This window comes from Rhodanobacter sp. UC4438_H5 (genome assembly GCF_052978405.1).
Window position 1 is genome coordinate 555,003 of sequence record NZ_CM129672.1, and the last position, 20,505, is coordinate 575,507.

15 protein-coding genes and 1 tRNA gene are annotated in these 20,505 nt (G+C 67.3%); 12 read left to right on the plus strand and 4 right to left on the minus strand.

Features of this window, described 5'->3' with window-relative positions:
* Positions 1-120: 120 nt before the first annotated feature.
* From murJ to ACVCL9_RS02570, 6 genes are all read left to right on the plus strand, one after another.
* Complete coding sequence (murJ, locus tag ACVCL9_RS02545) at positions 121-1,731, plus strand: murein biosynthesis integral membrane protein MurJ (protein ID WP_447099243.1); 1,611 nt, start codon at positions 121-123, stop codon at positions 1,729-1,731.
* 34 nt (positions 1,732-1,765) lie between these two features.
* Positions 1,766-2,719 carry a bifunctional riboflavin kinase/FAD synthetase gene (locus tag ACVCL9_RS02550; RefSeq protein WP_447099242.1) on the plus strand — a complete coding sequence of 318 codons (954 nt, stop codon included), beginning with the start codon at positions 1,766-1,768 and terminating at the stop codon, positions 2,717-2,719.
* 99 nt (positions 2,720-2,818) lie between these two features.
* Complete coding sequence (gene ileS, locus ACVCL9_RS02555) at positions 2,819-5,680, plus strand: isoleucine--tRNA ligase (protein WP_447099241.1); 2,862 nt, start codon at positions 2,819-2,821, stop codon at positions 5,678-5,680.
* Between the two features lie 125 nt (positions 5,681-5,805).
* Complete coding sequence (lspA, locus tag ACVCL9_RS02560) at positions 5,806-6,303, plus strand: signal peptidase II (RefSeq protein ID WP_447099240.1); 498 nt, start codon at positions 5,806-5,808, stop codon at positions 6,301-6,303.
* Positions 6,304-6,414: 111 nt separating this feature from the next.
* Positions 6,415-7,377 carry a 4-hydroxy-3-methylbut-2-enyl diphosphate reductase gene (gene ispH, locus ACVCL9_RS02565; RefSeq protein ID WP_395117515.1) on the plus strand — a complete coding sequence of 321 codons (963 nt, stop codon included), beginning with the start codon at positions 6,415-6,417 and terminating at the stop codon, positions 7,375-7,377.
* 211 nt (positions 7,378-7,588) lie between these two features.
* Positions 7,589-7,664, plus strand: a tRNA-Thr gene (locus tag ACVCL9_RS02570).
* Between the two features lie 121 nt (positions 7,665-7,785).
* Here the strand turns inward: ACVCL9_RS02570 and pyrC are convergent.
* The gene (gene pyrC / locus ACVCL9_RS02575; protein WP_447099239.1) at positions 7,786-8,829 is read right to left on the minus strand and encodes a dihydroorotase; all 1,044 of its coding nucleotides are present in this window, start codon (positions 8,827-8,829) and stop codon (positions 7,786-7,788) included.
* Between the two features lie 466 nt (positions 8,830-9,295).
* On the opposite strand from pyrC, the gene pilV reads away from it, so the two are divergent.
* The 6 genes from pilV to ACVCL9_RS02605 all read left to right on the plus strand — a co-directional run bounded on the left by pilV (position 9,296) and on the right by ACVCL9_RS02605 (position 17,406).
* Entirely contained in the window at positions 9,296-9,826 is a 531-nt protein-coding gene (gene pilV / locus ACVCL9_RS02580; protein WP_447099238.1) for a type IV pilus modification protein PilV, read from the plus strand.
* Positions 9,823-11,208, plus strand: coding sequence for a PilW family protein (locus ACVCL9_RS02585; protein WP_447099237.1), 1,386 nt, complete (start codon positions 9,823-9,825; stop codon positions 11,206-11,208). Before pilV ends, ACVCL9_RS02585 begins: the two co-directional genes overlap by 4 nt.
* 82 nt (positions 11,209-11,290) lie before the next feature.
* Positions 11,291-11,899 carry a pilus assembly PilX family protein gene (locus ACVCL9_RS02590; RefSeq protein ID WP_447099236.1) on the plus strand — a complete coding sequence of 203 codons (609 nt, stop codon included), beginning with the start codon at positions 11,291-11,293 and terminating at the stop codon, positions 11,897-11,899.
* Between the two features lie 17 nt (positions 11,900-11,916).
* Positions 11,917-16,383, plus strand: coding sequence for a pilus assembly protein (locus ACVCL9_RS02595; protein ID WP_447099235.1), 4,467 nt, complete (start codon positions 11,917-11,919; stop codon positions 16,381-16,383).
* Between the two features lie 22 nt (positions 16,384-16,405).
* On the plus strand, positions 16,406-16,819 hold the full coding sequence (locus ACVCL9_RS02600; RefSeq protein WP_447099234.1) for a type IV pilin protein: 414 nt from the start codon (positions 16,406-16,408) through the stop codon (positions 16,817-16,819).
* Between the two features lie 5 nt (positions 16,820-16,824).
* Complete coding sequence (locus tag ACVCL9_RS02605; RefSeq protein WP_447099233.1) at positions 16,825-17,406, plus strand: GspH/FimT family pseudopilin; 582 nt, start codon at positions 16,825-16,827, stop codon at positions 17,404-17,406.
* Positions 17,407-17,748: 342 nt separating this feature from the next.
* Here the strand turns inward: ACVCL9_RS02605 and ACVCL9_RS02610 are convergent, their stop codons facing one another.
* The 3 genes from ACVCL9_RS02610 to recD form a co-directional block, all read right to left on the minus strand.
* Positions 17,749-18,039, minus strand: a complete 291-nt coding sequence (locus tag ACVCL9_RS02610) for a HigA family addiction module antitoxin (protein WP_447099232.1) — start codon at positions 18,037-18,039, stop codon at positions 17,749-17,751.
* Between the two features lie 8 nt (positions 18,040-18,047).
* The gene (locus ACVCL9_RS02615) at positions 18,048-18,326 is read right to left on the minus strand and encodes a type II toxin-antitoxin system RelE/ParE family toxin (RefSeq protein ID WP_447099231.1); all 279 of its coding nucleotides are present in this window, start codon (positions 18,324-18,326) and stop codon (positions 18,048-18,050) included.
* A 217-nt stretch (positions 18,327-18,543) separates the two neighbouring features.
* Positions 18,544-20,505 (minus strand): exodeoxyribonuclease V subunit alpha, encoded by a 1,962-nt coding sequence (recD, locus tag ACVCL9_RS02620; protein ID WP_447110625.1) that lies wholly within the window; start codon positions 20,503-20,505, stop codon positions 18,544-18,546.

A 20,505-nucleotide genomic window follows, 5' to 3' on the forward strand; every position in this document is an offset into this window, starting at 1 on the left:
GGCGTGGCGCGCGGCTGCGGGGGTGCCGGCATTTTGCCATAACCGGGCCGTGATCCTGCCGGCGCGGGCTGTCAAACTGTGCGCCCCGTGCGAACGACGCCGAAGGTAGAACTGCCGCCCATGAAGTCTCCCAGCATGCTCCGCGGGCTGCTCTCCTTCAGCAGCATGACGATGATTTCGCGGGTGCTCGGCCTGGTGCGCGACATGTCGATCAACGCCGCGTTCGGCGCCAACGGCGCCACCGACGCGTTCTGGGTGGCGTTCCGCATCCCCAACTTCATGCGCCGGCTGTTTGCCGAGGGCTCGTTCTCCACCGCCTTCGTGCCGGTATTCACCGAAGTGAAGGAGAAGGGCACGCATGCGCAGCTGAGGGAGCTGATGGCGCGGGTGTCGGGCACGCTGGGCGGGGTGCTGCTGCTGATCACGGCGCTGGGCATCATCTTCGCGCCGCAGGTGACTGTGCTGTTCTCGCCCGGCGCGATCGACGAGCCGCGCAAGTTCGAGCTGACCGTCGAGCTGTTGCGGCTGACTTTCCCGTTCCTGCTGTTTGTGTCGCTGACCGCGCTCTCCGGCGGGGCGCTGAACAGTTTCCACCGCTTCGGGCTGCCGGCGCTGACGCCGGTAATCCTCAACCTGTGCATGATCGCCGGCGCGCTGTGGCTGTCGAAGAAGCTGCAGACGCCGATCCTGGCGATGGGCTGGGCGATCCTGGCCGCGGGCATCCTGCAGTTGCTGTTCCAGTTGCCGGCGCTGCGGCAGCTCAACCTGCTGACCCTGCCACGCTGGGGCTGGCGCCACCCGGAAGTGCGGAAGATCATGCGGCTGATGGTGCCGACCCTGTTCGGCTCCTCCGTGGCGCAGATCAACCTGCTGTTCGACACGGTGATCGCCTCGCTGCTGGTGGTCGGCTCGCAGAGCTGGCTGTCGCAGGCGGATCGTTTCCTGGAACTGCCGCTGGGCGTGTTCGGCGTGGCGCTGGGCACGGTGATCCTGCCGTCACTGGCGCGCCATCACGTCACCACCGACACCGCCGGCTTCTCGCGGGCGCTGGACTGGGGGCTGCGGATCACCCTGCTGATCGCGGTGCCGGCGATGTTCGCGCTGATGCTGCTTGCCGGGCCGCTGGTGGCCACGCTGTTCCAGCATGGCCACTGGACCGCGCACGACACGCACATGGCGACCTTGTCGATCACCGCGCTGAGCTTCGGCCTGCCCGCTTTCGCGCTGGTGAAGGTGCTGCTGCCGGCGTTCTATGCGCGCCAGGACACGCGCACGCCGGTGCGCGCGGCGGTGGCTTCGCTGCTGACCAACATGCTGTTGAACGTGGTCTTCCTGGCGCTGCTGTTCGAACTGTGGGCGCCGGCCGGCTTGAAGCAGCTGTCGTGGCTGGATGGCATCGCCCGCGTGCCCGGCCTGCACATGGCGCTGGGCTTGGCCAGCGCAGTAGCCGCCTACGTCAACCTGTGGCTGCTGTGGCACTGGCTGAAAAGGGCGGGCGTGTACCAGCGCCAGCCGGGCTGGTCGCGCCACTTGCTGCGGCTGGCCGCGGCCTGCGCGGTGATGGTGGCGGTGCTGTTGCTTGGCCGCTGGCTGTGGCCGGACTGGGTCCACGGGGTGCCGGTGCTGACCCGGCTGTGGCATCTGGCCGTACTGGTGCTGGCCGGCGGGGCCAGTTATGTCGCCGTCCTGTTTGCCGGCGGCTTCCGCCTGCGCGATCTGCGCGCGGCGTGAGGCCGCGACACCGACCGTTCTATATACTCGCGCGATGATGAGACTCTCCAGGGATGTCGCCGGCCCTTGCCTGGCGCCCGGTGGCAGTGTGGTCGCGGTGGGTGCGTTCGACGGCTTGCATCGCGGCCACCAGGCGCTGCTGGCGCAGGTGGCCGCGCGCGCGCGCGAGCTGGATGGCAGCCCGCTGGTAGTGAGCTTCGAGCCGCTGCCGCGCGCGTTCTTCTCGCCGCGGCCGGTGCCGCGGATTTCCAGCGTGCGCGACAAGTTGCGCGGCTTCGCCGCTGCCGGCATGCAGCAGGCCCTGCTGCTGCGCTTCAACCGGGCGCTCACCGCGATGTCGGCCGAGGATTTCGTCCGCCGCGTGCTGGTCGAGCGGCTGGCTGCGCGCGAGGTCTGGGTGGGCGCGGATTTCCGCTTCGGCCACAAGCGCGCCGGCGACGTGGCGCTGCTGCAGGCGATGGGCCCCCAATGCGGCTTTCTCGCCTGCACGATGCCGGAAGTGCAGTGGCACGATGCGCGGGTGTCGGCCAGTCGCGTGCGCGAATTGCTCGCGGCGGGCGAGTTCGCCGCGGCCGAGCCGCTGCTTGGCCGCCCTTTCGTGATCGACGGCAAGGTGCAGCGCGGCAACCAGCTCGGCCGCACCCTGGGTTATCCCACCGCCAACATCCATCTGCGCGATCGGGTCAGCCCGGTGCTGGGCATCTTCGCGGTGCGCGTGGGCCTGGGCGAGGGCGAATGCAGCTGGCCCGGCGTGGCCAGCCTGGGCGTGCGCCCTACCGTGAACCAGGTCAGCGAGCCGCTGCTGGAAGTCCACCTGTTCGATTTCGAGGGCGACCTGTATGGCCAGCGCATGGCGGTGGAGTTCGTCGGCAAGCTGCGCGACGAGCAGAAGTTCGACGGACTGGAACCGCTCAAGGCGCAGATGGCGCTCGACGCGCGCCGGGCGCGCGAGCTGCTGGGCATGAATCCGCGGCTGGTCGGGGCGTGAGCGTGTTCCCGAGTATTCCTGTGCGCCCGCGCATCCATTAACTTAGAAGCCTTTGCCCGCCCATGGGCGGGCCGCAACACCTTCAACGGCACCTACGCGATGACCCACGATTACAAGAGCACCATCAACCTGCCGCATACGGATTTCCCGATGCGCGGCGATTTGCCGAAACGCGAGCCGGGCTGGCTGGCGCAGTGGGAGCAGGTGGGCCGCTATGCGCAGATCCAGCAGAAGACTGCCCATCGCGAGCGCGCGTTCGTGCTGCACGACGGCCCGCCGTATGCCAACGGTGCGATCCACATCGGCCATGCGGTCAACAAGATCCTCAAGGACATGGTGGTCAAGTCCAAGCTGCTGGCCGGTTACCGCGCGCCGTACGTGCCGGGCTGGGATTGCCACGGCCTGCCGATCGAGATCGCGGTGGAGAAGAAGTTCGGCAAGCCGGGCGACAAGCTCGACGCCGCCGCGTTCCGGCAGAAGTGCCGCGAGTACGCCACCGAGCAGGTCGACACGCAGCGCGCCGGCTTCAAGCGGCTTGGCGTGCTCGGCGACTGGGAGCACCCCTATCGCACCATGGATTTCAAGTACGAGGCCGACATGCTGCGCGCGCTGGCGCGCATCGTGGCCAACGGCCACGTGCTGCGCGGCGCCAAGCCGGTGTACTGGTGCTTCGATTGCGCCTCCGCGCTGGCTGAGGCGGAGATCGAATACGGCGACAAGGTTTCGCCTGCGGTCGACGTGGCCTACGACGCGGTCGATGCGAAGGCGCTCGCCGCGAAATTCGGCGTCGACGCAGGCGATGCCATCGTCGCCATCCCGATCTGGACCACCACGCCGTGGACGCTGCCGGAAAGCCAGGCGGTGTCGCTGGGCGCGGATCTCGAATATGCGTTGATCGAAGGGCCGGCGCGCGACGGCCGCCGCGTGCTGCTGGCGGTCGCCAGCGCGCTGGTCGACAACGTGGCGCAACGCTACGGCATGGAGCAGGCGACCGTGCTCGGCCATGCCGAAGGCAAGGCGCTGGAACGACAGATGCTGCGCCATCCGTTCTACCCGCGCGAAGTGCCGGTGATCCTCGGCGACCACGTCAGTGCCGAGGACGGCACCGGCGCGGTGCATACCTCGCCCGATCACGGCGTGGAGGATTTCGTGGTGGCGCGCGAGTACGGCATCGGCCTGCTCAACTATGTCGGTTCGCGCGGCGCGTATCACGCCGACACGCCGGCCGCCGACGGCGTCGAGCTGGCCAACATGCACATCTGGAAGGCCAACGACGCCATCATCGACGTGCTGCGCCGACGCGGCGTGCTGCTGGCCTTCGCCAGGATCGAGCACAGCTACCCGAACTGCTGGCGGCACAAGACGCCGGTGATCTACCGCACCACGCCGCAGTGGTTCATCTCGATGGAGCAGGCGAACCTGCGCAAGACCGCGCTGGCCTCGATCAAGGACGTGCGCTGGGTGCCGGGCTGGGGCGAGGAGCGCATCGCCGGCATGGTGGCCGGCCGGCCGGACTGGTGCATCTCGCGCCAGCGCACCTGGGGCGTGCCGATCGCGCTGTTCGTGCACAAGGTCACCCAGGAGCCGCACCCCGATTCCGTCGCGCTGCTCGAACAGGTGGCCAGGATCGTGGAGCAGGGCGGTGTCGATGCGTGGTTCGCGCTCGATCCGGCCACGCTGCTGGGCGATCAGGCGAACGACTACGAGAAGGTCACCGACGTGCTCGACGTGTGGTTCGATTCCGGCGTCACGCATTTCGCCGTGATCGGCCAGCGACCGGAACTGCAGCGCGGCAGCGCGGACGAGTACAAGGTGATGTATCTGGAAGGCTCCGACCAGCACCGCGGCTGGTTCCAGTCCTCACTGCTGACCTCGTCGGCGATCCACGGCCGCGCGCCGTATGACGAGGTGCTCACCCACGGCTTCACGGTGGACGCCAACGGCCGCAAGATGTCCAAGTCGCTGGGCAACGTGGTGGCGCCGCAGAAGGTGATGGATACGCTGGGCGCCGACGTGCTGCGCCTGTGGGTGGCCTCCGCCGACTACCGCAACGAGATGTCGGTTTCCGACGAGATCCTCAAGCGCGTCTCCGACAGCTACCGGCGCATCCGCAACACCGCGCGCTTCCTGCTCGGCAATCTGGACGGCTTCGATCCGGCGCAGCATCTGCTGAAGGTGGAAGACAGCCTGCTGCTCGACCAGTGGGCCGTGCAGCAGGCGTTCGACGTGCAGCAGGCCGTGGTGGCGGCCTACGAGCGTTACGACTTCCCGGAGGTGGTGGCGCGCGTCCAGAACTTCTGCACCAACGAGCTGGGCGCGCTGTACCTGGACATCACCAAGGACCGGCTCTACACCATGCCGACCGACAGCCGCGGCCGGCGCAGCGCGCAGAGCGCGATGTACCGCATCGCCGAGGCAATGGTGCGCTGGCTGGCGCCGATCCTGGGCTTCACCGCCGAGGAAATCTGGCAGCAGTTGCCGGGCGAGCGGGGCGACAGCGTGCTGTTCGAAACCTGGTACGACGGACTGGCGGCGACCCAGGCCTCGCCGGAGCAGCGCCGCTACTGGACCGACCTGCTGGCGATCCGCGACGGCGCCTCGCGCGTGCTCGAGGGCATGCGCAAGGCCGAGCGGATCGGCGCGGCGCTGGAGGCGAAGCTGGTCGTGCATGCCGACGCTGCGCTGGCGGCACGCTACGCCGAGGTGGCCGACGAGCTGCGCTTCTTCTTCATCACCTCGGACTTCACCCTGGCCCCGCTGGCGCCGCGCACGGACGAGGCGATGAAGGTGGAAGTGGAAGGCGCCGAAGCATGGGTTTCCGCCACCGTCAGCAATGCCGCCAAATGCGTGCGCTGCTGGCACCGCCGCGACGACGTCGGCAGCCACGCCGAGCATCCCGAGCTGTGCGGCCGCTGCGTCAGCAACGTCGAAGGGCCCGGCGAGGATCGTCGCTGGTTCTGAACCACGTTTTGTGGATTGCAGGAGCGGCGGGCGGTGCCCGCCCTACGACGGAGCGGTAGGGCGGGCACCGCCCGCCGGCTCTTCCCGCGCCGAACGCCGAAACTTCTCATTGCCGAGCCTGTTCCATGAATCCCAAACCCAACGCACTCCCCTGGCTGTGGCTGTCCGTCACCGTCATCGCGCTCGACCAGTTGAGCAAGTGGTGGGCGATCCGCGCCCTGCAGCCGATGGGCCTGCCGCATGAAGTGATCCCGGGCTTCCTGAACTGGACGCTGGCGTTCAACACCGGTGCCGCGTTCAGCTTCCTTGCCGATGGCGCGGGCTGGCAGCGCTGGTTCTTCGTGGTGTTGGCGGTGGCGATCAGCGCGGTGCTGGTGGCCTGGCTGGGGCGCACGCCGCGGCGCGACTGGCGCACCGCCTTGCCGCTGGCCTTCATCATCGGCGGCGCGCTGGGCAACCTAGTCGATCGTCTGCATGCGGCCCAGGTCACCGACTTCATCCACGTGTACTTCCGCCAGTGGAACTACCCGGTGTTCAACCTCGCCGACTGCGCCATCACCGTGGGTGCGGTCATGCTGGTCGTATTCGGATTGTTTGCCGGCAAGCCCGCGGACAGCGTGTGATAATAGGCTTTCGGTAGGAGCCTGCTTGCGGGCGATGCCTTTTCCCGCGACGCCAGGAACAAAAGCATCGCCCGCAAGCGGGCTCCTACGGGACTCTGAATCGAGGTCGTCTTGGACATCCTGCTCGCCAACCCCCGCGGCTTCTGTGCCGGCGTGGATCGCGCCATCGCCATCGTCGAACGCGCACTGGAATCCTACGGCGCGCCGATCTACGTGCGGCACGAAGTGGTGCACAACCGTTACGTGGTCGACAAGCTGCGCGCCGACGGTGCGGTGTTCGTGGAGGAGCTGCACGAGGTGCCCGACGGCGCCACCGTGATCTTCAGCGCGCATGGCGTGTCGCAGGCGGTGCGCGAGGAGGCTGCACAGCGGCAGCTGAAGGTGTTCGACGCCACCTGTCCGCTGGTGACCAAGGTGCACATGGAGGTGGCGCGACTGGGCCGGATCGGCCGCAGCGTGGTGCTGATCGGCCACGCCGGCCACCCGGAGGTCGAGGGCACGATGGGGCAGTGGAACCCGGCCAACCCCGGGCAGATCCTGCTGGTGGAGTCGCTGGAGGATGTCGCCACGCTGGTGCCGAAATTCCCGCACGCGCTGTCCTACGTCACCCAGACCACACTGTCGGTGGACGACACCAAGGCGATCATCGAGGCCCTGCGCGCGAAATTCCCGAGCATCGAGGGGCCGCGCAAGGACGACATCTGCTACGCCACGCAGAACCGCCAGGACGCCGTGCGCAGGCTCGCCGACTCGGTGGACCTGATGCTGGTGGTCGGCTCGGTCAACAGCTCCAACTCCAACCGCCTGCGCGAGCTGGCCGCGAAACAGGGTGTGCCCTCCTACCTGATCGACGGCGCCGAACACATCGAGCGCCACTGGCTCGATGGCGTGCAACGCATCGGCCTGACCGCCGGCGCCTCCGCGCCGGAGAAACTGGTGCGCGACGTGATCGCCCGCCTGCAGTCGTGGGGCGCGGGCGCGGTGCGCGAACTGGACGGTGAGCCGGAGAGCATCACCTTCGCCCTGCCCAAGGAGCTGCGCGTGGTCGGCACCAGCGGTTCGGCCAGCTTCTGACGCCGTCACCGCAGGACATCCGGTTGTCGCGATGAGTGCCGGCGAACCAATGCGAGTGGGAGCGCACCCTGTGCGCTCCTACAAAAACAAGGCAAGGGCGTAGGGCGGGCACTGCCCGCCGCTTCGCCGCGAACACGCAAGGGTCGGCGGGCAGTGCCCGCCCTACGCGGTTGCGCGGCAACCGCGGGCACCGTAAAATCCACGGCTCTTTGCCGGAATAGCTCAGTTGGTAGAGCGGCGCATTCGTAATGCGTAGGTCGTAGGTTCGATTCCTATTTCCGGCACCAGACACGGCACACGCAAGCGGCTCGATCTCCGGATCGGGCCGCTTGCTTTTGCGGCCGTGAAACCCGGCGCAGGCACGGTCGCGGATGTCCGTCCGTGGGGCGGCGCCGGGCCCCTCGACGGTCAACTCTCGACCAGCGACCACGCCACCGTGCTCCCCGCGCGCATCGGCACGCAGGTGGCGTCGCCCAGAGCGAGCTCGGTCGGTACGGTCCAGGGCTTGCGTTCCAGCAGCAGGCGCTCCTGGTTGCGCGGGAGGCGATAGAAATCCGGGCCGTGGAAGCTGGCGAAGGCTTCCAGTCGGTCGAGTTTGCCGGCCTGGTCGAACGCTTCGGCGTACAGCTCGATCGCGGCGTGCGCGCTGTACACGCCGGCGCAGCCGCAGGCTGATTCCTTGGCGTGGCGCGGGTGCGGCGCGCTGTCGGTGCCGAGGAAGAATCGTGGATTGCCGCTGGTCGCCGCCTTCACCAGGGCGGCGCGGTGGACCTCGCGTTTCAGGATCGGCAGGCAATAGTGGTGCGGGTTGAGGCCGCCGGCGAACAGCGCGTTGCGGTTGAGCAGCAGGTGGTGCGCGGTGATCGTGGCCGCCAGGTTGGCCGGGGCGGCGGCGACGTACTCGGCCGCGTCGCGCGTGGTGATGTGTTCCAGCACCATGCGCAGGGCAGGGAAGCGTGCGCGCAGCGGCATCAGGTGGCGTTCGATGAACACGCGCTCGCGGTCGAAGATGTCGATCGCGGGGTCGGTCACCTCGCCATGCAGCAGCAGCGGCAGGTCGTGGCGCTGCATCGCTTCCAGCACGCTGTTGACGTGCTCCAGATCGCGCACGCCATCCTGTGAATTGGTGGTCGCGCCGGCAGGGTAGTACTTCACCGCGAACACGCTGCCGCTCGCCTTTGCCCGCTCGATCTCCTGCACCGGCGTGGCCTCGGTGAGGTACAGCGTCATCAGTGGCTGGAAGTGGGCGCCGGGCGGCAGGCTGGCGAGGATGCGGCGGCGGTAGTCCTCCGCCTGCGCTACGTTGGTCACCGGCGGCTTGAGGTTGGGCATCACGATGGCGCGGCCGAACCGGCGCGCGGTGTGGCCGACCACCGAGGCCAGCGTGGCGCCGTCGCGCAGATGCACGTGCCAGTCGTCGGGACGGCAGATGTCGAGGCGGTCGGCGGTCATCGGCGGGGTTCCGTGGCGCGGCGTGCGGGCGGAGTGGCGGGGCGGGTGTGGCGAAGAGGCATGCGGATTGTCCAGAAGGTTTGCGGCAGTGAGTTGGACCGCTGGCCATTATCGCCCGCCAGCGCATTGAAGCCTCCCCCTTTGGTCGCTGGCGAGAGAAGGGCGAGAAAAGCCCCTCTCCCTGCGGGAGAGGGGTTGGGGTGAGGGTTCGGGGTCGAGGCGTGGCTGCAGGTTTCTCCCCGCACCCTCATCCGGCCCTTCGGGCCACCTTCTCACCCGCAAGGGGACTCCCTGCGGTCGCCGAGGGGAGAAGGGCTTTAAAGGCTCCTCTCGCCGCGTGATCGGGTTCACCCTTTCCGACAACGACCGCACCGCTCATCGGCCAATTCCTACCGCCGGTCGGCTGGGGGCTGGCCGCGCCTCGCGCGATGGGTACATTGCACTCAGGGGTATCAGGGAGAATTCCATGCAAGTCCTGTCGCGTCAGCGAGGCATCTCGTTGATCGAGGTGATGATGGCCGTGCTGATCTTCAGCATCGGCCTGATCGGCCTGGCCAGCCTGATGGTGATGGCCACGCGCTCCAACCACGCCGCTTACGTGCGCACCCAGGTGGTATTCCTCGCCAACAGCATGGCGGCGCGGATGAGTGCCAACCCGATCGGCGTGTGGAACGGCAACTACAACAGCACCACCTATCCGGTCTCCTCCAGCTCGATCGGCTGCGGCTCCGGCTCGGCCTGCGATGCAGCGGAGCTGGCCACCCACGACCAGCGCCTGTGGAGCAGCCAGTTGAAGACCTTCCTGCCCGGCCCGTCGGCCAGCATCGACTGCGGCGGTGTGGGTACCGCCGGCTACGACCCCACCTCGCAGCTGGCCATGCAGCCGCCTTATGGCGGCAGCTGCAAGATGAAAATCACCTGGAACGAGCAGGGCACCGGTGACCAAACCAAGCGTGCCAGCGAGCCACAGTCCTTCTCGTGGGAGTTCCAGCCATGAGCGCGTTCCGCATGCTGCCTCGCCATTCGCGCGGCTTCACCTTGATCGAACTTATGGTGGCGATGGTGCTGGGCCTGCTGGTGGCCGCCGGCATCGTCACCGTGTTCGCCTCCACCTCGAGCAGCAACAAGGCGCAGAACCAGCTGGCGCAGTTGCAGGAGGCGGGGCGCTTCGCAGTGACCCGCATGGGCACCGACCTGCGGATGGCCAACGGACAGTACTGCACCAACACCGGCGGCGTGGCCAAGATCGGCACGGGCGGCAATGCGCTCGATCACATCCGCGCGCCCAAGGTCTACGCCAAGAACCTGATCGGTGCCGCTGGCGCGGTCAGTGGCGCGTTCGGCGACGTCACCACCGCCTGGGGCGCCGGTTCGTATCCGGCTGCACCCGCGGCGCCGTACACGATGCCGTCGTTCCTGTTCATGCGTGGCTACGAGTGCACGCTCACCGCCTGCACGCCGGTCGATCCGAACACCAGCATCAGCACCATCCCGGCGATGGGTACCGCGATCAACAATCGGGTCAAGGGCGCCGACGTGCTCACCGTGCGTTACGTCAACCCTGCCGCCGGCTGGGCCATCGTCCCGGCGGGCGTCACCGGCAGCACCTTGGCCACCAGCAGCAGCGCGGCCACCATCACCTCGATCACGCTGGTCCAGCGTACCGGCGAACCGCCGGTGAGCAATGCCGCCAACGGCGACCTGTTCATGCTGGCGGACTGCTCCAACGCGCAGATCTTCCCGGCCACCGCCAGCAGCGTCGGCGTGATCACCCCCTTGGCCAACACCACCGATGGCTTCGGCACCGGCGCGGCCAACCTGCCGACCGCGCAGGAGCCGGAGTCGGCGCCCAAGGTGTTCGACGTCAACCGTGATTTCCAGACCGTCACGTATTACCTCAAGCTGGTCAGCGTCAACAATGACGGCAACGCACCGTTCACCGGTGCACTGATTCGAAGGGTCAACGGCGGTACGGCCGGCCGCGGCGGCTCGGAGGATGAGCTGGTGCGAGGCGTCGAGCGGCTGGATTTCCGCTACGGCGTGCAGGACAACACCGGCAAGACCAGCTTCCTCACTGCCGCCCAGGTCGACGCCGCCCCCGCGGCAAGTTGCCCACCGGCCGAGTTGAATGCGATCACCGCCACCGGTTGCCTGTGGCGCAGCATCAAGAGCATCGAGGTCAGCCTGCTGATGGACGGCCAGACGCCGCTGTACACGCTCACCGGCAACCAGCTGAATTACCGCTACAGCGCCGACGCAAACACCGGCCTGCTGCCGCCGTCCGGTCATGCCATCAGACCCAGCGACCAGGGCTTCCCCGACCAGTTGCTGCGGCGCGAGTTCAGCGTGCTGGTGCCCGTGCGCAACTACAACCCGTGATGAAAGCGGCGGCGCCCACCGGTGCTGCCGCATGATGTTTTCCTGGAGCCAAGTCATGGCGATGCCGAACAAACCACGATCAATGCGAACCGGCCTGCACGCCCAGCGTGGCGCGGTGCTGGTGGTGGCGCTGATCTTCCTGATTCTGCTGACCATCCTGGCGATCAGCGCCTCCGGCCGCTCGCTGTTGCAGGAGCGCATGGCCGGCGGCCTGCACAACGCGCAGCAGGCGGACATGAGCGCGCTCACCGCGCTGCGCGGGGCCGAGTGGAAGCTGTGGACCAGCACCACCAACGTCACTGCCCATCTCAATTGCGGCACCGGCATCTTCACCGACTGCTACGTCTACGACCCGGCCAACCCGATCGCCAACGTGGTCGACTTCCGCACCAAGCAGGGCTGGGTCACGGCAGGCTCCACCGAGTACAAGGGCTACGGCGGTTCGGTCGACTACACCGGCGCCACGACGGGCGATCTCGCGCAGAACCCGCGCTACATCATCGAGGACCTTGGCGTGGAGCTGCCGCCGGGGGTCAGCGGCGGCCTGCATGAATCCGGGGCCACCGGCAGTTCCGGCACCGGCACCGCCAGTTCCAGTCGGCACATTTATCGCATCACCGCGCGCGCCACGGGCGGCAGCGCCAACACCGTGCGCGTGATGGAAAGCACCTTCGCGGCCAAGAGCAACTGAGTCGGAGTATTCAAGCCATGTCTAGTCGTCGGTTTCTTCCCGGACGCATGTCGTCGGCGCTGATGGGCGCCGTGCTCACCGCCGTGGGTGGCCTTTCCGCACCGGCCCCGGTGCCCGCGACGCTGTCGGTGATGGCGCTGGTCGCCGCCGGCAGCAGCTTCGTTTCCGCACCCGCTTCCGCGGCCACGGCGGTGACGAGCGGCATCGTGGAGCTCAGCCCCACGCCGCCCAACGTGACCCAGGCGGTGCCGCCGAACATCGTGGTGACGTTCGATGATTCGGGGTCGATGGCCAGCAACTACATGGGCGACAACCGGCCGTTCGATGGTGGCAGCTGGAGCGGGCCGTGGCGCTGCGCCGGCGTGATCGATCCGCGCATCACGTCCAGCAGCGACGTCCGTTCCAAGGCCATGAACGGTGTGTACTACAACCCGAACGTCGTGTATTCGCCGCCAGTGAAGGCAAACGGATCGTTGTTCCCGAATGCGGACAAGACGTTGGCTGCGGTGTGGCTGGACGGCGTTGGCGTCAACCGACCGTATTCGCCGGTCACGGCCGACACTTACTCCAGCTATCGCAACAATCCCAATGGCACGACCGATCCCACCGGCCTGACTGATCTGACCGGCACGATCAATTACAAGACCAATACCATTATCTTCGTCAAGTTCGGCGACAGTACTGCTTGTCCTGCAAATGCCGACGCGGGTTCCTGTCAGGTGACGAATTCGGCCACCAGTTCCGGCGGCACCAACCGTTTCTGGATAAGCAACTACACCACCTCGGGCAGCGGTATCGGAGCGGTCTATTCGGGCAGCAGCCTGAAAACCCGACTCAGCAGTGGTGGGGGTTACGACCGGATAGACGGCGACAAGACCAGCGCCACGGCAACTTTCGCGAAATGGACGGTCACCACGACTGATACCTCGAGCGTCGTCAGCGACAATCGCTGGAAGTGCGGTTATGGCAGCTCGCCGATGGACGGCAGCAGCGCTGACTCCGATGGCAACACCTATCCGAACGGCGGCCCGTACTACTACCGCTACAAGTCCACGGCGCCCACCATCACGGTCGATACTTTCGGCAACCCGGACAGCGCCGGTCGCGGCAACCTCTACAGCAGCGCCAACTGGGAGGCCGTGGCCGTCCCCAACACGACCGTCACCATCAATGGTCAGTCGGTCAACCAGTGGCAGAACTTCGCCAATTGGTATGCGTACTACCGCACGCGCAACCTGATGACGAAAACCGCGCTGTCGCGCGTATTCGGCTCGCTCGGTGCAACCACGGCCACCGGCGGCTTCGGCAACAGCATTCGCGCCGCGTGGCAGAACATCAACGATGGCACGTTCAAGCTGCCCAGCAGCGCGATCATCACCAGCTTGATCGATGCGTCCGGATGCGATGCGAGTTCGACGACAACCTCCAGTCCTTCGGCCATCCAGCAATCCGGCGCGATCAAGACTCCGCCCGATTGCTACCGCAGCGCATTCTTCAACTGGATGTTCCAGACCGACGCCAGCGGCGGTACGCCCAACCGCGCTTCGACCATTCGCGCCGGCAAGTTCTTCCAGCGTGGCAATGGCAATACCGGCGGCACCGGCAACCTCCAGGATCCGTACTGGGATCCGCCCAAGACCAGCGGAGCCGACGGCCTGGAGCTGGTGTGCCGGCAGAACTACCACATGCTGGTGACTGACGGTTACTGGAACGAGGGCGATCCAACTCTGCCCACCCCGTTCCAGACGTCGCAGTCGGCCGTCTCGGGCAATTTGCCTGACGGCACCGCCTATCCTGCCAATACCGCCGAGTCTCGCGTGTACTGGGACGTGCAGGGCAGCGTCTACACCTCATCGCTGGCCAATATCGCGTTCAACTACTGGGCGACCAATTTGCGCCCCGACCTGTACAAGCCATCCCAGGGCAAGATCGTGCCGCCGTACATGCCCGACACCACCACGGGCGTGGTCACCGGCGCCACCTCGCCGGCCCTGGAGAAGTATTTCAACCCGAAGAACGATCCCGCCAACTGGCCGCACCTGGTGCAGTACATGGTGACCCTGGGCGTACCCGGCAACCTGACCCATTCGACCGACGCCGACTGCACGGATGCCAACAACGATCTATGCCGTTTGCGGCGCGGGCAGACCAACTCCAGCGGAAGTACGGGTTGGCCGCGGCCGATCAACAACGATCCTGCAGCGATCGACGACACCTGGCACGCCGCCGTCAACAGCCGCGGCGCCTACTTCAACGCGGCCAACCCGCAGAACCTGGTCGACCAGCTGACCAACATCCTGACCAACATCAGCGCACGCAACGTGCCGGCGACCACCAGTGCGCTGAACACCAGCGTGCTGGTGCAGGGTGCGATCGGCTTCACCTCGGGCTACAGTTCCGGCGACTGGACGGGTGTATTCCAGGCCATCACGGCGAACGTCGACGGCACCGTGGCGGGCCTGCAGTGGGATGCGGGCGTGATCCTCACTGACGCGACGAAAACGCCGCCGGCCAACCGGCAGATCCTCAGCGCCAAGGAGAAGGCGGATGGGTCGTTCGATGGCGGCACCGCTTTTCGCACCTTCACCGGCCTGGACAACCTGACCGCCAGCACGGGCAGCAGCTATCTGAGCGCGCAGGCCCTGCTCAGCGGCCTGCCGGCCAGCACCGGCAGCACGGACACGGGCCAGGCCCGGCTGGATTACCTGCGCGGTTCGAGGGCGCTGGAGAGCACTGTCTACCGCACGCGCAGCAGCCTGCTCGGCGCCATCATCAACTCGCAGGCCCTGTACGTGGGGGCGCCGTCCAGCGGCTACCACAGCGGCTGGCCGGCGGGCTCGCCCGAGGCCACCGCGATGGCCAACGACAACACCACCTGCGTCGTGACGGCGCCCACCCTGACCACCTGCCACAGCTACGAGGCATTCGCCAAGATCTACCAGGATCGCACGCCCGCAGTGTACGTGGGTGCCAACGACGGCATGTTGCACGCGTTCAACGCCAAGATGGTGCTGGACTCGTCGACGCCACCGGTGGCGGTGCCTGACGCCGACGCGGGCAAGGAGATATTCGCCTACGTGCCGCGCACGGTGTATCCGAACCTGGGCAATCTCACGGCCAGAACCAATTTCAAGTTTGCGCCGACCGTCGATGCCACTCCGGTGACGCGTGACGTGTTCTTTGGCGCCGATACCTCCACCCCGGCCGTGACCACCAAGGGCTGGCATACGTTGCTGGTGGGCGGCTTGCGCCTGGGCGGCCGCGGCGTCTATGCGCTGGACATCACCAATCCCGCCGACGTCACCGAGGCGAATGCCGGGCAGAAGGTTCTGTGGGAGTTCAATGCCGATACGCCGGCGGTGAGCGGCGTGGGCGATCCGGCCGACCTGGGCTACACCTTCGGCCAGCCCAACATCGGCCGCCTGGCCAATGGCAAATGGGTGGTGCTGGTGCCGGGTGGCTATTTCCCCGACTGCAGCAAATCCGATCGTCCCGCGAACTGCGTGACGCTGGCGGCCGCCTCCAAGGGCTACAGCGCGCTGTTCGTGCTGGATGCGCAGACCGGCGCGATGATCCGCGAACTGAAGACGCTGACCACGATCAGCGGTGTCACCAGCGGTGGGTTGTCGTCGGTAGTACTGGGCGACTACAACAACGACCAGATCGACGACGTGGCGTTTGCCGGCGACCTCAACGGCAACCTGTGGCGCTTCGACCTGACCGATCCCAACCCGGCCAACTGGCAGGCGCATGTGACGCTGGCGTTCAAGCCCGCCGTGCAGGGCGACCAGCCGATCACGGTAATGCCGCGACTGTTCCCCGATCCGGCCACCAACCGCTTCATCGTGGTGTTCGGCACCGGCAAGTACCTGGGTGCGGACGACAACACCAGCAACAGCGCCAAGACCCAGTCGATCTACGGCATCCGCGACAAGCTCGACACCAGCGGCAACCCGATCACGGCGGTCAAGGCCGACCTGCAGCAGCAGACGCTGTACGAGGCGCAGTCCGCCAACGGGCTCAACACGCTGCGCGGCCTGACCGACAATTCGCTGACCCTGGCGCAGAACGGGTGGTACATCGACCTGAATCTGTCCACCGCCCCGGGCGAGCGCATGGTGGTCACCGCCGGTGCGTTGTTCAACACCAACCGTGCCATCATCACCACTCTTATCCCGGGCAGCCAGGACCCCTGCAGCGCCACCATCGGCGGTGCGCTGATGGTGCTCAACGCGGCCACCGGTGGCGCGGGTGGCGGCCTGTCCAGCCCGTCCGGTCCGACCGGTGGCTGGAACACAGGGGTAAGTACCGTGGGCGGCCTGGTCAACAATCCGCCTACCGGTGGCTCGGTGCCGGTGGCGTCGGTGATCGGCGGCGGCAAGCTGCTGATCCCTGGCCTGGAGCTGCAGGGCGGCGGCAACCTCAACATCGATGACGCGATCTGGCGTCGACGCTCATGGCGGGAGTTGAACAATGACCTGTGACGGCAAGCCAAGGGGAATGGCGATGGGGCGCATGCGCGGCTTCACCCTGCTCGAACTGATGATCGTGGTAGTGATCATCGCGGTGCTCGCCGCCGTGGCGATCCCGACCTACGGGCGCTACGCGTTCCGCGCGCATCGGGCGGACGGGCAGGAGCTGCTGCTGCGCGTGGCCACGGCGCAGGAGCGCTACTACGCCACGGCCAATGCCTATGGCGGCCTCACGGACATCGGCTTCGATAATCCGGCGATCTCCGAGAAGGGCTTTTACTCGGTGACGGTGGTAGCCAGCTCCTCGTCGCAAGCCTTCGTGGCCACCGCCACGCCGGTCGGCGGGCAGGCCAACGACGTGTGCGGGCCGCTGACGATCGACAACGCGGGCGTGAAGAGGCCCGACCCGGCGTCGGCCTCCTCCAACAGCAACGGCAGCTGCTGGTGATCGCCATGAATGCCATGCCCAACCGCGCGCGCGGCTTCAGCCTGCTGGAGCTGATGATCACGATTACCGTGATGGCGATCCTGCTGGCGATCGCCGTGCCCAGTTTCCGTGACGTGATCCATCGCAACCAGGTCAGCTCGGCCAGCAACGCCTTGCTGGCCAGCGTGAACTACGCGCGCAGCGAAGCGATCACCCGCGGCCAACTGGTGTCGATGTGCCCGGGCGACAAGACCTCGGGCTGCACCTCGGGCGGCACGGTGTACGACCAGGGCTGGATCGTCTACACCTACCCGGCCGGCGCGGCCTCGGCCAACAAGGCCTACGCAGCAGCCAGCTCGATCCTGCTGCGCGCCACCGATCCGCAGACCAACGTGTCGATCCAGGCCAAGAGCGGCACCATCGTCACCTTCGGCCAACAGGGCCAGCTCAAGCCGAGCACGCCACTGGTGTTCGCCACCTGCTACCGCAGCGGCAGCAGCGGTGCCGGCACCATCACCGCCAAGGTGCCCGGCGTCCAGCTCGATGTGAACGGCTCGGGCAGCGTCACCACGAAATCGCTGACGACCGGGAGTTGCACGCCGAGCTGAGCCGGCCCAGGCATTGAACATGGCGCCGTCGCGGATTCCGCGCCGGCGCTTTTTTTTGACACGAGTGTCATCGAAGTCCCTGCGGCCGAGGCTCATCTCCAACAGTCCTGCGGTTCACGCTCAAGGCGATTGGCAGCGAGCGGTGTCGAGTTGCGAGGCGGCGAGGCGCTCACGTAGATCGCCTGGCGCGCGAGATGGCGGTGTAAACCAATTCGCGCGTGAGGATGCGGTTGTCTTCGTCGGGCGGCAATTCAGGCGGATGGGAACGCCTTCGATTCTGCATTTTGCGCGGGAAAACGCCCCTTCTCCGGGGCGTGTTCGGTCCCTGCGCCCTCCCGGGCTTTATGCCACGGCTTGCAGGCGCTGCACGGTCGGCTGCTTCCGTTGCTCGGCCAGCGACAGCTCGTAGTTGGCCTGCAGCGTCATCCAGAACCGGGCGGTACTCACGCCGGCGCGCTCCAGCCTGATCGCCAGATCCGGGCTGATCCCGGCACGGCCGTTGATGACGCGCGACAACGTGGTGCGGGACATCCCGAGCCGGTGTGCGGCATCAGTGACTTCGATGCCGAGCGGCAGCAGCACGTCTTCGCGCAGAAGCTCTCCGGGGTGCGGGTGATTCTTCATCATGGCCATGACCTCTTTCAGTGGTAGTCCTGATAGTCGACCAGCTCCACGTCGGTGCCGACAAACCGGAACGTGACACGCCAGTTGCCATTGACCCACACGGACCAGTGGCCTTTCAGTGCCCCTTTGAGTGGATGGAGTTTGTAACCAGGCTGGTTCAGTTCAGCCTGTGACGTGGCTGCGTCGAGCGCCGCCAGAATGCGACCGAGCTTGGGAACGTGCGCAGCCTGCACTCCACGAGCAGAACCTGTCCGGTACAGGGTTTCAAGTCCCTTGTGGCGGAAGCCGATTATCATGGCTCAAGTGTAGCGTGTGGCGATACACGCTGCAATGAAGGTCACATTCTTTACGGCGAACGGATGGCAGCATGCTCCGCCCTCCAGGTGCGTTTCCTGCCTTCGCGGGAATGACGGTGGGGAAGGATCGATGGTCGGGGCGACAACGGGATGACGAAGGGGCGGCAAGGAGGCTGCAAAGGGGGAGTGGCGGCAGGGAAGGGCCGCCGTGTGGCGGTCAGCCGGCGAGGTGCGCGGGGTCGTCGCGATCGCCGCCATCCTGCGCCAACCGCTCGGCCAGGCCGGAGTGGCGGCGGGTACGGCGCGCCACCGCGTCAGCGATGATCGCTTCGCTGCCGAGCAGGCTGAACCAGCGGCGGGCGCGGGTGATGCCGGTGTAGAGCAGTTCGCGGGTCAGCACCGGGTTCATGGCTGCAGGCAGCACCAGGGCGGCATGCTCGAACTCGGAGCCTTGTGATTTGTGCACGGTGAGCGCGTAGGCCGTTTCCACTTCGGGCAGGCGCGAGGGAGCGACCAGACGCAGGCGCGTGCCGCCGCCTGCTGCCGCGGCGAGGAAGGCCACCGCCAGCCGGCTGCCGCCACCGGCGACAGGCAGCCGCAGGCACAGCCCGATGTCGCCGTTCATCAGGCCCAGCGCGTAGTCGTTGCGGGTGACCATCACCGGGCGACCTTCGTACCAGCCGCTGCTGGCGTCGATCAATCCCTGCGCGTGCAGCGCTTCGGCGACGAGCTGGTTGAGCTTGTCCACACCATGCGGTCCGTGGCGCAGCGCGCACAGCAACTGAAATCGATTGAACGCCTGCAGGGCGCTGGTGGCCCAGTCCGCGTGGGCGTCGTCACCGGCGTCGGTGGCCGGGCGGCAGGAGTGCAAGGTATCGAGGTAGTGGCGGTAGCCGCAGGCGCCGCCGGGCGCCGCGGTGCCATGGATGACGAGCGCTTGCAGCGTGCCGACGTCGGCAGCGGGCAGCCAGGCGAGGTCGTCGCAAGGTGCGCCCAGCAGCGCCAATGTGGCGGCCGCATCACCCATGTTCACGTCCTGTGCCAGCCGGCCGATGCCGCTGGCGGCGCTGAAGCGATGGCTCACGCGCAGCATGGCGATGTGTTGATCCAGCGGCTGTGCATCGGCCTGCACGAAGTCGCCGATGTCGTCGCCGCTGGTGGCCGCGATCCACCGTGCGGTGGTGGCATCGTAATGACCACCGTCGGCACGCCGGCACAGGTCGCCCAGTACCGCGCCGGCCTCCACCGAGGCGAGCTGGTCCTTGTCGCCCAGCAGGATCAGCCGCGCCGACGCGGGCAGCGCGTCGAGCACGGCGGCCATCATGTCCAGGTCAATCATCGACGCCTCGTCGATCACGAGTACGTCCAGCGGCAGCGGGTTGGTGCGGTCGTGGCGGAAGCGCCGGGTATCGGGGCGGGCGCCCAGCAGGCGATGCAAGGTGGCCACCTCGGCGGGCACGGTGGCGCGCACGGCGTCGTCCACATCCAGTCGGGCGAGCTGAGCGCTGATCGATGCATTGAGCCGCGCCGCCGCCTTGCCGGTGGGTGCGGCGAGGCGGATGCGCAGCGCCGGCGCCTGTGCGCGCCATTGCAGGGTCTGCAGCAGCCCGAGCAGGCGCACCACGGTGGTGGTCTTGCCGGTACCGGGGCCACCGGTGATCACGCCGAAGCCGCTGCGCGCGGCCAGCGCACAGGCGATGCGCGGCCAGTCGAGTGTGTCGCCGGCAGCGGTCGGGAACAGTCGCGCCAGTTCCTCGGCCAGGTACGGCGAGGGCGGTTCCGCGCGCGCCACGCGGTCCAGGATGCCCTTCGCCACCTCGCGCTCGTGGTTCCAGTAACGGCGCAGGTAGAGTCGCCCGCCGTCGAGGACCAGCGGCGCACTGGCCGGTTCGCCACCGTCGCCGGCGGCGAGCAGCGAAGACGCGGGCGGGTCGTCGCGCAGCGTGTCGGCCAGTGCACGCCAGTCATCGGGCCAGTCCTGTTCGTTGGCCAGCGCGTCGAGTCCGGCGAGGTCGAGGCAGAGATGACCGTCGGCCAGTTGCCGGCTGAGCACCGCGGCCAGCCAGGCGAGTGCGGGTGCGATGTTCGGTTCCCGTTCGATCAGGAAGCGCGCGAAGGCCACGTCCAGCGGGCGCAGGCGCTGCTGTTGCAATGCGTGGTCGAGCAACGAGGAGAGCAT

What these genes read in the sequence shown, in the direction of transcription:
- murJ (WP_447099243.1), top strand. Translation starts at nt 121, where the DNA reads ATGAAGTCTCCCAGCATGCTCCGCGGGCTGCTCTCCTTCAGCAGCATG.
- ACVCL9_RS02550 (WP_447099242.1), top strand. Translation starts at nt 1,766, where the DNA reads ATGATGAGACTCTCCAGGGATGTCGCCGGCCCTTGCCTGGCGCCCGGT.
- ileS (WP_447099241.1), top strand. Translation starts at nt 2,819, where the DNA reads ATGACCCACGATTACAAGAGCACCATCAACCTGCCGCATACGGATTTC.
- lspA (WP_447099240.1), top strand. Translation starts at nt 5,806, where the DNA reads ATGAATCCCAAACCCAACGCACTCCCCTGGCTGTGGCTGTCCGTCACC.
- pyrC (WP_447099239.1), bottom strand. Translation starts at nt 8,829, where the DNA reads ATGACCGCCGACCGCCTCGACATCTGCCGTCCCGACGACTGGCACGTG.
- pilV (WP_447099238.1), top strand. Translation starts at nt 9,296, where the DNA reads ATGCAAGTCCTGTCGCGTCAGCGAGGCATCTCGTTGATCGAGGTGATG.
- ACVCL9_RS02585 (WP_447099237.1), top strand. Translation starts at nt 9,823, where the DNA reads ATGAGCGCGTTCCGCATGCTGCCTCGCCATTCGCGCGGCTTCACCTTG.
- ACVCL9_RS02590 (WP_447099236.1), top strand. Translation starts at nt 11,291, where the DNA reads ATGCGAACCGGCCTGCACGCCCAGCGTGGCGCGGTGCTGGTGGTGGCG.
- ACVCL9_RS02595 (WP_447099235.1), top strand. Translation starts at nt 11,917, where the DNA reads ATGTCTAGTCGTCGGTTTCTTCCCGGACGCATGTCGTCGGCGCTGATG.
- ACVCL9_RS02600 (WP_447099234.1), top strand. Translation starts at nt 16,406, where the DNA reads ATGGGGCGCATGCGCGGCTTCACCCTGCTCGAACTGATGATCGTGGTA.
- ACVCL9_RS02605 (WP_447099233.1), top strand. Translation starts at nt 16,825, where the DNA reads ATGAATGCCATGCCCAACCGCGCGCGCGGCTTCAGCCTGCTGGAGCTG.
- ACVCL9_RS02610 (WP_447099232.1), bottom strand. Translation starts at nt 18,039, where the DNA reads ATGGCCATGATGAAGAATCACCCGCACCCCGGAGAGCTTCTGCGCGAA.
- ACVCL9_RS02615 (WP_447099231.1), bottom strand. Translation starts at nt 18,326, where the DNA reads ATGATAATCGGCTTCCGCCACAAGGGACTTGAAACCCTGTACCGGACA.
- recD (WP_447110625.1), bottom strand. Translation starts at nt 20,505, where the DNA reads ATGCTCTCCTCGTTGCTCGACCACGCATTGCAACAGCAGCGCCTGCGC.